This window comes from Streptomyces sp. NPDC002403, assembly GCF_053593015.1.
Genome location: NZ_JBSFBQ010000012.1, coordinates 134,826 through 147,867, shown reverse-complemented (window position 1 = coordinate 147,867; position 13,042 = coordinate 134,826). Strand labels below are relative to the sequence as shown.

Annotated in this window: 12 protein-coding genes; 9 read left to right on the top strand and 3 right to left on the bottom strand. The window is 70.8% G+C overall.

Translation table 11 applies throughout. The features are described 5' to 3' along the window. Positions 1–71: 71 nt before the first annotated feature. On the top strand, positions 72–2,177 hold the full coding sequence (locus ACWCPY_RS16475) for a tetratricopeptide repeat protein (protein ID WP_451265445.1): 2,106 nt from the start codon (positions 72–74) through the stop codon (positions 2,175–2,177). 256 nt (positions 2,178–2,433) lie between these two features. Here ACWCPY_RS16475 and ACWCPY_RS16470 read toward each other — a convergent pair whose 3' ends face one another. The 3 genes from ACWCPY_RS16470 to ACWCPY_RS16460 all read right to left on the bottom strand — a co-directional run bounded on the left by ACWCPY_RS16470 (position 2,434) and on the right by ACWCPY_RS16460 (position 5,885). Beyond that, entirely contained in the window at positions 2,434–3,891 is a 1,458-nt protein-coding gene (locus ACWCPY_RS16470; RefSeq protein ID WP_451265443.1) for a catalase, read from the bottom strand. A gap of 207 nt (positions 3,892–4,098) precedes the next feature. Continuing rightward, entirely contained in the window at positions 4,099–4,998 is a 900-nt protein-coding gene (locus ACWCPY_RS16465; protein WP_451265441.1) for a 2-hydroxy-3-oxopropionate reductase, read from the bottom strand. A 47-nt stretch (positions 4,999–5,045) separates the two neighbouring features. Then, positions 5,046–5,885 (bottom strand): TIM barrel protein, encoded by an 840-nt coding sequence (locus ACWCPY_RS16460; protein ID WP_451265439.1) that lies wholly within the window; start codon positions 5,883–5,885, stop codon positions 5,046–5,048. A 223-nt stretch (positions 5,886–6,108) separates the two neighbouring features. Here ACWCPY_RS16460 and ACWCPY_RS16455 point away from each other — a divergent pair, with 223 nt between their 5' ends. From ACWCPY_RS16455 to ACWCPY_RS16420, 8 genes are all read left to right on the top strand, one after another. After that, positions 6,109–7,305: a lactonase family protein gene (locus tag ACWCPY_RS16455; protein WP_451265437.1), complete on the top strand. Its 1,197-nt coding sequence runs from the start codon at positions 6,109–6,111 to the stop codon at positions 7,303–7,305. Between the two features lie 99 nt (positions 7,306–7,404). Then, positions 7,405–7,656, top strand: coding sequence for a hypothetical protein (locus ACWCPY_RS16450; RefSeq protein ID WP_451265435.1), 252 nt, complete (start codon positions 7,405–7,407; stop codon positions 7,654–7,656). After that, positions 7,653–8,030, top strand: a complete 378-nt coding sequence (locus ACWCPY_RS16445) for a helix-turn-helix domain-containing protein (RefSeq protein WP_451265433.1) — start codon at positions 7,653–7,655, stop codon at positions 8,028–8,030. The genes ACWCPY_RS16450 and ACWCPY_RS16445 overlap by 4 nt, the downstream gene beginning before the upstream one ends. A 191-nt stretch (positions 8,031–8,221) precedes the next feature. Continuing rightward, on the top strand, positions 8,222–8,731 hold the full coding sequence (gene uraD / locus ACWCPY_RS16440) for a 2-oxo-4-hydroxy-4-carboxy-5-ureidoimidazoline decarboxylase (protein WP_451265431.1): 510 nt from the start codon (positions 8,222–8,224) through the stop codon (positions 8,729–8,731). 5 nt (positions 8,732–8,736) lie between these two features. Then, the gene (gene uraH / locus ACWCPY_RS16435; protein ID WP_329819811.1) at positions 8,737–9,129 is read left to right on the top strand and encodes a hydroxyisourate hydrolase; all 393 of its coding nucleotides are present in this window, start codon (positions 8,737–8,739) and stop codon (positions 9,127–9,129) included. A 5-nt stretch (positions 9,130–9,134) separates the two neighbouring features. Then, the gene (pucL, locus tag ACWCPY_RS16430) at positions 9,135–10,082 is read left to right on the top strand and encodes a factor-independent urate hydroxylase (protein WP_451265429.1); all 948 of its coding nucleotides are present in this window, start codon (positions 9,135–9,137) and stop codon (positions 10,080–10,082) included. A gap of 67 nt (positions 10,083–10,149) precedes the next feature. Further along, positions 10,150–11,547 (top strand): nucleobase:cation symporter-2 family protein, encoded by a 1,398-nt coding sequence (locus ACWCPY_RS16425; protein WP_451265427.1) that lies wholly within the window; start codon positions 10,150–10,152, stop codon positions 11,545–11,547. 45 nt (positions 11,548–11,592) lie between these two features. Beyond that, positions 11,593–12,984, top strand: a complete 1,392-nt coding sequence (locus tag ACWCPY_RS16420; protein ID WP_451265425.1) for an 8-oxoguanine deaminase — start codon at positions 11,593–11,595, stop codon at positions 12,982–12,984. The last annotated feature ends 58 nt before the right edge of the window (positions 12,985–13,042 follow it).

The following is a 13,042-nucleotide window of genomic DNA, read 5'->3' as shown; positions in this document are numbered from 1 at the left end:
AGGAGCAGGGGGCCCCGGCCGTCTGCGCGGTCGTCCGGCTCTCGGACCCGGCCTGGAGCTCCGGCCTCTCGATGACACAGCTCGCCGGTCAGCTGCGCCAGTACCTGCCGGGTTTCGCGGAGGCCGAGAGGACGTACCGGGCGCAGGCGTCCTCGGACGACCAGGGTTCCCTGCGCACCGCGGAGTTCGGGATCGCCGGCCCGCTCGGCCTGCTGGAGCCGCGCGAGCCGGTCCGGGTGATCGTGGACGGACTCGACCAGGTCCATCCCACGAACCGGGCCGGCGTCCTGCGCGAGCTGGCCACGCTCGGCGACTCGGCCCCGTCGTGGTTCGGCCTCGTGGTCACCAGCCGGGACGGGGTGCGTCTGCCGGACGGCTGGCACCGAGAGCCGGTCCGGCCGGTGGCGGGGGAGCGGCAGCTCAGCGCGTACCTGAAGGCCCACAGCCATTCCGCTGACACTCGGCGGGAGATCCTCCGCCAGGCGGCCGGCAACTGGGAGATCACCCGCCTGCTCGCGGACTTCGGCCCGCTGGCCCGCACCGGCAGCGTGTCGTACCAGGAGCTCTACGCGGGGGTGCTCCTGCCGGTCCGGGACGCGGCGCCCCAGGGCCGGGGCGAGTGGGTCGACGCCGTTCTCGCCGTACTCGCGGCCTCCGGACTCGGCGCCGAGCTGCCCCGGGCCCTGCTGGCCCGGGCGGCCGGTGACCTGGGCGGACCGGATGGCGAGGGCGCGCTCGACCAGATCCTGGACCTGCTGCCGGGCCTGATCGTGCGGGCACACCTTCCCGGGGGAGCCGAACTGCTCGGGGCGTACCACCAGACCCTGGTCGAGTACCTGTCCGAGACGCTCGATGTGGTCCGCGGCCATCGCGCGTTGTGCCGGGCGTTGGAGATCATGGCTCCCATGGACCGGCACACGCCCCAGGACCCGTCGCACGCCTACGCGGAACAGGCCGAACCGGAACATCTGTGGCAGGCCGCGATCCGTGAACCGGCCCTGTACGAGCGGCTGCTCGACTGCCTGGAGCAGCGTGCCGCCGCCGAGCCCACGGTCAACCGCGACCGGTGGACCGCCTGGGCGGAGCGCCTGGCGGAGCGGCTCGGGGCGGACTCCCTCCTCGTGCTCCGGGCACGGGGGCGGGCCGCCTACTGGACGGGGAAGGCCGGTTCCTACCGGCGCTCCAGGGAACTGCACCAGGAACTGCTGGAGGACCAGCGGCGGGTGCTGGCCGAGGACGACCCGGGCGTGCTGGAGACCCGGCACCGGATCGCGTACGCGACCGGCGAGACCGGCGACTTCCGCACGGCGGTCGAGCTGCACCGCGAGGTGCTCGCCGATCAGACGCGGGTCCTGGGCCCGGACGACCGGCGCACCCTGGCCACCCGGCATCACCTCGCGTACTGGACCGGCCGGGGCGGCGACATGACAGGCGGACTGCGGCTGCACGAGGAGTTGCTGGAGCACCAGCGACGGGTCCTCGGTGCGACGGACCAGGACGTCCTGGAGAGCCGCCACTACGTCGCGTACTGGCACGGCGTCCTCGGACGCCCCCTCCAGGCGCTCGCCCTCCATGACGAGCTGCTGCGCGACCGGCTGGCCGTCTTCGGCGCGGAGCACCCGCAGGTCGTCTTCAGCCGGATGAACATCTGCAAGTTCCTGGGAGAGGCGGGACGGCGCCAGGAGTCGCTCGACGCGTACCGGTCCCTGCTTCCGGACGTGGCGCGCATCCGTGGCGAGGACCACCCCAACACACTGGTGGTGCGGCTGAACATCGCCCGCTACACCTGGGAGTTGGGGGACCCCGTCGGCGCGTTGGCCCTGCACGAGACGCTGATCGAGGACCAGCGGCGCGTCAATGGCGCGGACCATCCGACTGTGCTGATCTCCCGTTACAACATGGCCATGCTGAAGGCCGAGCTGGGCGATCCCGCCACCGCTCTGACGGAGCTGGACGACCTCCACCGGGACCGGCTCGCGCGCTACCGCAATCCCCTGCACGCCGAGGTGATCACGACCTCGTACGGACGGGCCCTGGTCACCGCGCAGCTCGGGGACGTGGCCGCCGCCGTCGAGGCGATGCGCGCGGTTCGGGCGGACCGTGCGAGCGTCCTGGGCGAGGAGCACCCGAGCACCCTCGCGGCGCAGGCCGCGCTGGACGACCTGCTGGCCGGGTGACGGGCCCGGAGCGCCGGGAAGGGCGCGGAGCACGGGTCCGTATCCGTGCTCCACGCCCTGGCCGACGGGAATGACAGGGGCCGCGGCGGCGGCGATCGGGCCGGGAGAGCTCGTCCTCTTCTGGTCAGAGGACGAGGAGGCACACCCGGCCCTCACCACCGCACTGGCGTCGCACGACCGCCGCGGCCTCGTCCTGCCCGCGCCGCGCGACACCCCTCATCCGGGTGCGCGGCGCGAGCAGGGCTCAGAGGGAGGTTCAGTCCTCGCGCAGGGCGCGGACCGCCTCCTCCACGCGCTTGCCGTAGTCGGCGTCGGCGGCGTGGAAGTGCGCGAGATTCTTCTCGATCACGTCGTCGCGGGTCACCTGGGAAAGGCCCCCGGCGATGTTGGCGACCAGACGCCCCTTCTCCTCCTCGGACATGAGCCGGTACAGCTCGCCCGCCTGGAAGAAGTCGTCGTCCTTGGTGTGGGCGGGCGCGGCGTGGGTGCCGGTCCAGCCGTGGATCGCGAGCGGGGCGGACAGCGCCGCGTCGGTCTGGGCGGGGCCCGCGTACGAGTTGGGCTCGTAGTTCTTGTCGTGGCGCGAGCCGTTGCGGGTGGCGTGCAGCCCGTCGCGGCCGTAGTTGTCGACGACCGCGGTGCGCGGCGCGTTCACCGGGAGCTGGGTGTGGTTGACGCCCAGCCGGTAGCGGTGCGCGTCCGCGTAGGCGAACAGCCGGCCCTGGAGCATCTTGTCCGGCGAAGGACCGATGCCGGGAACGAAGTTGTTGGGGGAGAACGCGGCCTGCTCGACCTCGGCGAAGACATTGTCCGGGTTGCGGTCCAGGACCAGCCGGCCCACCCGCTGGAGCGGGTAGTCGCTGTGCGGCCACACCTTCGTCAGGTCGAAGGGGTTGAAGCGGTAGCCCGCGGCCTCGGCGGCCGGCATGACCTGCACGTACAGGGTCCAGGACGGGTTCACCCCGCGCTCGATGGCCTGGAGCAGGTCCGTCTGGTGCGAGTTGCCGTCCTTGCCCGCGAGTTCCGCGGCCTGCTCGCTGGAGAGGGAGCGCACGCCCTGGTTCGTCTTGAAGTGGTACTTGACGAAGAAGGCCTCGCCCTCGGCGTTCGTCCACTGGTAGGTGTGCGAGCCGTAGCCGTTCATGTGACGGTACGAGGCGGGGATGCCGCGGTCACCCATCAGCCAGGTGACCTGGTGGGTGGCTTCGGGGGCGTGGGCCCAGAAGTCCCAGACGTTGTCCGGCTCCTGACGGCCCGTGAAGGGGTCGCGCTTCTGCGAGTGGATGAAGTCGGGGAACTTGATCGGGTCCTTGATGAAGAACACCGGGGTGTTGTTGCCGACCAGGTCGTAATTGCCCTCGTCCGTGTAGAACTTGAGGGCGAAGCCGCGCGGGTCGCGCACCGCGTCCGCGCCGCCCAGCGAGTCGGCGACGGTGGAGAAGCGGATGAACGTCTCGGTGCGCTTGCCGACCTCGGAGAGGAAGCCGGCCCGGGTGAAGGCGGTGATGTCGTCGGTGACCTCGAAGTAGCCGTACGCGCCGGAGCCGCGGGCGTGGACCACGCGCTCCGGAATGCGCTCCCGGTTGAAGCGGGCCAGCTTCTCCAGCAGGTGCTGGTCCTGGAGGAGGATCGGGCCACCGACGCCGGCGGTGGCGGAGTTCTGGTTGTCGGCGACCGGGGCGCCTGACTCGGTCGTAAGCACACGCTGCGTCATGGTGTCGGAGCGACCTTCCGTACGGGAGCTGCTGAGCTGCTGGACTGCGACGGCTCGGGGCTCCAGGAGCGTAAGTACGCCCCGAACCCGGCGTCAACAGTTTGTTGAATTTGGTGAGTGGTGTTCCGGACGGCGCCGACGCCTGGGCGCGACAGGACAGGTGTCAGCGCCGACGCCGTCCGGAAGTCTCTGGGGGTGCCGGGCCGGTCAGGCCTGGACGGGCTGCCCCGACAGGCGCTCGACCGAGCGCAGCAGTGCCGAGTGGTCCAGGCCGCCGTCGCCCTGCGCGCGCAGCGAGGCGACGAGCTGGGCGACCACGGCGCCGACGGGCAGCGCGGCACCGACGTTGCGGGCGGCGTCCGTGACGATGCCCATGTCCTTGTGATGCAGGTCGATCCGGAAGCCCGGCGCGAAGTCCCGCTTGAGGAAGTTGTCCTTCTTGCGGGTCAGGACGGTCGAGCCGGCCAGTCCGCCGTTGAGGACGTCCAGCGCGGCGGAGAGGTCCACGCCGGACTTCTCCAGGAAGACGACGGCCTCGGCGCATGCCTGGATGTTGACCGCGACGATCAGCTGGTTGGCGGCCTTCACCGTCTGGCCGGAGCCGTGCGGACCGCACAGCACGATGGTCCTGCCGAGGGCCTGGAGGATCGGCCGGGCCGCGTCGAAGTCGGCCTGCTCGCCGCCGACCATGATCGACAGCACCGCCTCGACGGCACCGGCCTCACCGCCGGAGACCGGGGCGTCGAGCACCCGGATGTCCTTGTCCTTCGCGTTCTTCGCCAGGTCCACGGAGGTCTGCGGGGTGATCGACGACATGTCGATCAGCAGCGCGCCGGGCTTCGCGTTCTCCAGGATGCCGTCGGGGCCGTAGGCGATGGCCTCGACCTGCGGGGAGGCGGGCACCATCGTGATGACGACATCGGCGTCCCGGACCGCCTCGGCGATCGAACCCGCGCCGGTGCCGCCGGCCGCGACCAGCCGGTCGATCTTGGCCTGCTCCAGGGTGTGACCGGTGACGTCGTACCCGGCCTTGATCAGGTTCTCGGACATGGGCGAGCCCATGATGCCGAGTCCGATCCACGCAACCTTGGGGAGGTTGTTGCTCATGAGGGTGCCTTCCGATAAGCGTGTGTACGAGGGGGAGTTCGCCGCCCTCAGCGGGCGGCCCGCGCGGTGGCCGGGAGCCACTCGAAGGCCTCGGCGCTCGGCCGGTCGCCCGGCTTGTACTCCAGGCCGACCCAGCCGTCGTAACCGGCCTTCGTCAGCTCGTCGAGGAGCTGCTCCAGCGGGAGCGTGCCGGTGCCGGGGGCGCCGCGCCCCGGGTTGTCGGCGATCTGGACGTGGCCGGTCCTCCCGGCGCAGGCCGTGATGACCTCGCCGAGGTCCTCGCCGTTCATCGACAGGTGGTACAGGTCCAGCAGGAACTTCGCGTTCCCGAGTCCGGTCGCCGCGTTGACCTTGTCGACGATCTCGATCCCGGCCGGCGCGCTCACCAGGGGGTAGCGCGGCGATTCCGGCTTGTTGAGGGTCTCGATCAGGAGCACCGCCCCGATCCGGTCGGCCGCGCGGGCGGCGAGCACCAGATTCTCCAGGGCGAGTTCGTCCTGCGCGGCCGGGTCCACGCCGTCGACGCGGTTGCCGTACAGCGCGTTGAGCGCCTTGCAGCCGACCGAGGCGGCGAATCCGGCCGCCACATCGATATTGACGCGGAAGCGGTCCGACTCCGTGCCCGGCACGGAGAGCGCGCCGCGGTCGGGGCCGGGCAGCTGTCCGGCGTAGAAGTTCAGTCCCACCAACTGTGTGCCCGCGTCGTCGAGCGCCTTCTTGAGCGCGTCGAGTTCGGCCTGCGGAGGGGTGGGGGTCTCGATCCAGGGCCACCACAGCTCGACCGCCGTGAAGCCGGCCGCGGCGGCTGCCGCGGGACGCTCCAGGAGCGGGAGTTCCGTGAAGAGGATCGAAAGGTTCACATCGAAGCGCTGGTCCGGGTAGCCCATGAGGGTTCGGCGCTCCTTCCGTATTGCGGAAGTTAGTTTCTACGTAACGGAAGATTGCCCGGAGCTGCGGAAGCTGTCAAGGGGGTGCCCGGAATTCGGTCCCGGGCCTTTCGCGCGGGTTGCGCAAGGTGGGCCCGCAAATAGGCCGGTTGCGGACGGGGTCCGGAGCGCGCGAGGGTTGCCGGTGCGTCCGATGCCGCCGAACCCGTACGAGGTGCCCCGCATGAACCACGCCACCAGCCGGCGGACCGTCCTGGGGGCGCTGCTCGCCGGAGCCGCCCTCTCGACGGCCCCCGCGGCGCCCGGCTCCCCGCGGTCCGCGCCGGACCGGGCGCCCGCGGTCGGTCCGCGCCCGCGCACCACCCCGCGGCTGCTGATCGGTACGCACACCTCGGCCGAGGGCGGCGGCACGGGTATCGGGACGGCGGCCTACGACCCGGTCACCGGGGCGATGACCGCCGGCCCCGTGATCACGGGCGTGGCCAACCCCTCGTACCTGGCCGCGCACCCCTCCGGCGCCACCGTCTACGCGGTCGACGAACAGGACCCGGGCGGTGTCACGGCGGTGGCCCTGACGCCGGACGGCGGCCACCGGGTGCTCGGAACGCGCGGCACGGGCGGCGCCGGGCCCACCCACCTGTCCGTGCACCCCACCGGAAGGTGGCTGCTCAGCGCGAACTACACCTCGGGCAGCGTCGCGGTGCACCGCGTCAGGGGCGACGGATCGCTGGGGGAGCGCACCGACCTGATCGCCCACACCACCCCGCCGCCCGGACCCGGCCAGGACGGGCCGCACGCCCACCAGATCGTCACCACCCCCGACGGCGGCCACGTCCTCGCCGTGGACCTCGGCAACGACACCGTGTACACGTACCGGCTCGACGAGAAGCGCGGCACGCTCGGCCTGGTCTCCCACGCGGCGCTGCGCCCGGGGGCCGGTCCCCGCCACATCACCTTTCACCCCGGCGGCCGCTTCGCCTACCTGGCCTGCGAGGTCGACAACACCGCGGTCGTCTGCGGCTACGACCCGGCCACCGGCACACTCTCCCCGGGCGCCCCGCAGCCCACCGGCACCGGGACGGGAACGAGCTACCCCGCGCAGTTCCTGGTCACCGCCGACGGCCGCTTCGCCTACCTCGCCAACCGGGGGCACAACAGCCTCACGCGCTACGCCGTCGAGGACGACGGGGCGGCGCTGCGGCTGCTCGGCACCGTGCCCGTCGGCGGCGACTTCCCCCGGCAGATCGCCTTCTCGCCCGACGGGAAACTGCTCTTCGCGGCCAACCAGCGGTCGAGCACGGTGACCGCCTTCCGGGTCGACGCCCGCGACGGCGGACTGACCCGCACCGGTCAGGCGTACTCCGCCCCGGTCGCCGTCTGCGTACTGCCGTATCCGAGTGCGCGCCCGGCCGGGCACTGAGGGCCGATCCGACGCCCGACGGCCCCGGCGCAGGTCCGTTAGGGTCAGGCGCGAGCCGCGGGTTTCACCGCCACGTGGCGAACGCATGAGGGAGGCACAGTGCGCTTGAGAGTGGAGTTCACCACCGAGCCCTTCGATCTCGACGAGGCGCCCGCCCACGCGGTCGTGGCCCGCGAGGTCATCCAGTCGGCCGACCTGGACGCCGTGGACGTCGGCCCCTTCGGCAACACCGCGGAGGGCGGCGCGGACGAGGTGCTCACCGCGGTGGACTCATTGCTCCGCCGGGCCCTGGCATCGGGTGCCACCCGGGTGTCCCTCCAGGTCAATGTGATCGGGGAGGGCTCCCAGTGACCGAACCGGCGGACCACCCGCTCGTCACCGCGGTCAAGCCGCTCGTCGACGCCATGGGTGCCGAGCTGCTCGGGCCCGAGCAGGCCCAGGCCGACGACGTCGTGCTGGCCTGGGAGGGCGAGGACGTCATAGCCGTACGGCTGCCCCAGCTCTCGGAGTCGCTCGATCACATCCTGGCCGCCATGGAGCGCCGGCACGGGATGCCGCTCGCCGAGCTCGACCGCAGGACCAAGCAGTCGGTGGTGCGGACGCTGGAGGCACGTGGTGCCTTCTCGGTGCGGCACGGTGTGGAGACGGTGGCGGGTGCGCTGGGGGTCAGCCGCTTCACCGTCTACAACTACCTGAACAGGGAAAATGCCGCCAAAGGCGAGTAGTTGAGGCCGTAGCCGAGCGAACGCGGTGGAAGGCCGTGCGGGGCCGTCGTCCGGGGAACCGGACGACGGCTTTTTACATTCGCGTAATTTCAACAAAGTGTTGACGTGGTGTTGTGGAGGGCGTTAGCTATCCGCAGCCCGACCGACGCGAAGCGAAGAACGCACAGCGAAACACAGCCACGGAGGCTCCCGTGACTTCGAGCTCCACGCCGGGCCTCGCCCGGTTCAACACCCTGGCGGACGGCGAGGCCACCACCGCGTTGCACGAGGTGTGTGCCAGTGCGGCATGGGGAAGAGCGATCCTCTCCCGACGCCCGTACGCCACCGCGGAAGCCCTCCTCCTCGCCAGTGACGCCGCCACGGCCGCACTGACGCCGGAGGATCTGGCCGATGCGATGGCCGGTCACCCGCCGATCGGCCGCCCGAAGCCCGGAGACCCGACCTCCTCCCGCGAACAGCGGGGGATGGCGGGCGCCACCGAGGAACTCAAGGCCGAGATGCTCGAACTGAACCTGGCCTACCAGGAGCGGTTCGGACATGTCTTCCTGATCTGCGCCACCGGAGCCACCGGTGAGCAGATGCGCGACGCGGTGAAGTCCCGGATCGGGAACTCGCCCGAGCAGGAGCGCGGGATCGTGCGCACCGAGCTGGGCAAGATCAACCGCATCCGGCTGACCCGCCTCGTAACCGAAGGAGAGTGACGGTCTTGAGCACCGACACCACCGCATCGGTGTCCACCCACATCCTGGACACCAGCATCGGCCGCCCCGCCGCGGCCGTCGCCATCACGCTCGCCGCCCGCAGTGGCGCCGGCGCGCCCTGGGCGACGCTCGGCGGATCCGCCACCGACGCGGACGGGCGATGCAAGGACCTGCCGGCTCTGCCGGAGGGCACCACCCATGTACGTCTCGACTTCGAGACCGAGGCGTACTTCGCAGCCAAGAAGCAAGCCGAGGCGCAGCAGGACGCCCCCCGCGTAAGGGACAGCGGTGCGTTCTTCCCGGAAGTGGCGATCACCTTCGCCGTCGTACCGGGCGAGCACTATCACGTACCGCTGCTGCTCAACCCGTTCGGCTACTCCGTATACCGAGGGAGCTAGCAGACATGCCCACGATTCTCGGCCAGAACCAGTACGGCAAAGCAGAGAACCGCGTCGTAAAGATCACGAGGGACGGCGACACCCACCACATCAAGGACCTCAACGTCTCCGTCGCCCTCTCCGGCGACCTGGACGACGTCCACTACAACGGCTCGAACGCCAACTGCCTCCCGACGGACACCACGAAGAACACCTGCTTCGCGTTCGCCAAGGAATACGGCATCGAGTCGGCCGAGCAGTACGGCATCCACCTCGCCCGGCACTTCGTGGACAGCCAGCCCTCGATCCACCGCGCGCGCATCCGCATCGAGGAGTACTCCTGGGAGCGGATCGCCGGCTCCGACGGCAACTCCAAGTTCATCGGCGCCGACGAGGTCAAGCACTCCTTCGTACGCAAGGGGCAGGAGACCCGCCTCGCGCAGATCACGTACTCCGCCGAAGGCGACGGGGAGGGGAAGTTCGAAGTCCTGTCCGGGCTCAAGGACCTGACCGTGATGAACTCCACGAACTCCGAGTTCTGGGGCTACATCAAGGACAAGTACACGACGCTCCAGGAGGACTACGACCGGATCCTGGCCACGTCCCTGTCGACGTGGTGGCGGCACAACTGGACCAGTGACGAGCAGCGCATGCCGCAGTGGGAGAAGTCCTACGAGCAGGCCAGGAAGCACATCCTGCACGCCTTCGTGGAGACGTACTCGCTCTCGCTCCAGCAGACGCTGTACCAGATGGGTTCGCGGGTCATCAACAACCGCAGCGAGATCGACGAGATCCGCTTCTCCGCCCCCAACAAGCACCACTTCCGGCAGGACCTCTCCGCCTTCGGCCTGGAGAACGAAGCCAAGGACGGCGCCGTGTACTACGCCGCCGACCGCCCCTACGGCCTGATCGAGGCCACCATCCTGCGCGACGGCTGCGAGCCGCACATCCCGGTCGACATGACCAACCTCTGACGCGGGGCGCGCATCCCCGCCGCCCGCAGTCGGCGGGGATGCGCCACACCGGAGGGAACAACCAGCCATGGCAACGCCTGCAAAAGGGCCGGCAGAAGGCCCGTGTTCCACCGCACCGGAAGGACCCGAGGTCCACCCGGTCGACCAGAAGCTCCACCCCTCGCGGCTCGTCCCCGCCGCGCTCCAGCACATCGCCGCCATGTACGCGGGTGTGGTCACGCCCCCGCTCATCATCGGCCAGGCCGTCCGCCTCGACACCGCGGGACAGACCCGGCTCATCGCCGCGAGTCTGCTCATCGCCGGTGTGGCCACCCTCCTGCAGACCCTCGGGGTCAAGGGCTTCGTCGGCAACCGGCTGCCCTTCGTCAACGCCGCCTCCTCGGCCGGAATCGCACCGATGCTCGCCATCGCCGAGACCAACGCCACGGGCGACCAGCTCCCCGCCATCTACGGCGCGGTGATGGTCGCGGGTGTCTTCTGTCTCGCCATCGGTCCGTTCTTCGGCAAGCTCCTGCGCTTCTTCCCGCCGCTCGTCACGGGCGTCGTCATCACCCTCATCGGGGTGACACTGATGCCGGTACCGGTCGCCTGGGCGCAGGGCGGCGACCGGACCGCCGCCGACTTCGGGGACATGAAGTACCTGGCACTCGCCGCCTTCACACTCGCCGTCATCCTGCTGATCCAGCGCTTCGGCCGCGGCTTCGTCAAGCAAGTCGCCCTGCTTCTCGGCCTGTTGATCGGAACCCTGGCGGCGATCCCGTTCGGCATGGCGGACTTCGGGGCGCTCGGCTCGGCCCCGGTCGCCGCGCTGCCGACACCCTTCGCGTTCGGCGCGCCCGAGTTCCAGCCCGCCGCGGTCATCTCGCTCTGCCTGGTGACGCTCGTCCTGATGACGGAGTCCAGCGCCGGAATGCTCGCCATCGGCGAGATCTGCGAGCGCGAGACCGACGGCAGGACCATCACCCGGGGCCTGCGCACCGACGGCATCGCCACCCTCCTCGGGCCCGTCTTCGGCGGCTTCCCCACCTCCGCCTTCGCCCAGAACGTCGGCGTCGTCTCACTGACCAAGGTCCGCAGTCGCTACGTCGTCGCTGCGGCGGGAGGCGCACTCCTGGTCCTCGGCGTCTTCCCGGTGCTCGGCGCGGTGGTCTCCACGGTGCCGATGCCGGTCCTCGGCGGTGCGGGCATCGTCCTCTTCGGCTCCATCGCGGTCAGCGGCATCCGTACGCTGTCGGAGGCCGGCCTCGACGACAGCTCCAACATCATCCTGGTGGCCGTCTCGCTCGGCGCGGGCATCATCCCGCTCGCCGCGCCCACCTTCTACGCCGACTTCCCGGCCTGGGCGCAGACCGTGCTCGGCTCCGGCATCAGCGCGGGCGCCCTGGTGGCCGTGTCGCTGAACCTGTTCTTCCACCATCTCGGCACCCGTGGCGGCACCTCCGCCGCGGCACTCAAATCCTCCTAGGGTCCTGCCGTGCCCGTATCGCCACTCACCCCGGAAGGAAGCCCCATGGCACCTTCGGCAGACCCCGTATCCCGCATCGTCATCGAGAACGTGGCCATCGCCACGGTCGACGCCCACGACACCGAGTACGCCTCCGGTCACCTCGTCGTCGCCGGCGACAGGATCGAATCCATCGGCGCCGGCCGGGCCCCCGAGGGCCTGGAGAACGTCGTACGCCGCATCGACGGCACCGGGCATCTGGTCACCCCGGGCCTGGTCAACACGCACCACCACTTCTACCAGTGGATCACCCGCGGCCTGGCCACCGACCACAACCTGTTCGACTGGCTGGTCGCCCTCTACCCGACGTGGGCCCGCATCGACGAACCGATGGTCCGCGCCGCAGCCCGGGGCTCGCTCGCCATGATGGCCCGCGGCGGCGTCACCACCGCCATGGACCACCACTACGTCTACCCGCAGGGTTCCGGAGACCTGTCCGGTGCCATCATCGGGGCCGCCCGTGACATGGGCGTACGGTTCACCCTCGCCCGAGGGTCCATGGACCGCAGCGTCAAGGACGGCGGGCTGCCGCCGGACTTCGCCGTGGAGACCCTCGACGGCGCGCTCGCCGGCACCGAGGCGACCGTCCGCACGCACCACGACGCCTCCTTCGGGGCGATGACCCAGGTGGCCGTCGCGCCCTGCTCCCCCTTCTCCGTCTCCACCGAGCTCATGAAGCAGGGCGCCGAGTTGGCGCGCCGCCTCGGAGTCAGGCTGCACACCCACGGCAGCGAGACGGTCGAGGAGGAGAAGTTCTGCCACGAGCTGTTCGGCATGGGCCCGACCGACTACTTCGAATCGACGGGCTGGCTCGGCGAGGACGTGTGGATGGCGCACTGCGTCCACATGAACGACTCCGACATCGCCGCCTTCGCCCGTACGGGCACGGGTGTCGCGCACTGTCCGTCGTCCAACGCACGCCTCGCCGCGGGCATCGCCCGCGTCCCGGACATGCTGAGGGCCGGCGTACCCGTCGGCCTCGGCGTGGACGGCACCGCGTCCAACGAGTCCGGCGAACTGCACACCGAACTGCGCAACGCGCTGCTCATCAACCGCCTCGGTGCCCACCGCGAGGCCGCCCTGAACGCCCGCCAGGCGCTCAGGCTCGGCACCGCCGGCGGGGCCAGGGTCCTGGGGCGCGCCGCCGAGATCGGCTCCCTGGAACCCGGCAAGCTCGCCGACCTGGTCCTCTGGAAGATCGACGGCATCGGGCACTCCTCGATCGCCGACCCGGTGACCGCCATCGTCTTCGGCGCGGCGGCCCCGGTCACGCTCTCCCTCGTGGGCGGGAAGCCGGTCGTGGAGGACGGACGGCTGTTGCACGCCGACGAGGACGCCATCGCCCGCGATGCGCGTCAGGAGGCGCAGCGCCTCGCGCGGATCGTCGCCGAGGGCTGACAGCCCAATGAACTCCGGTCGGGGGGGACGGCCCCCGACCGGACTTGAGCAGCCGAGC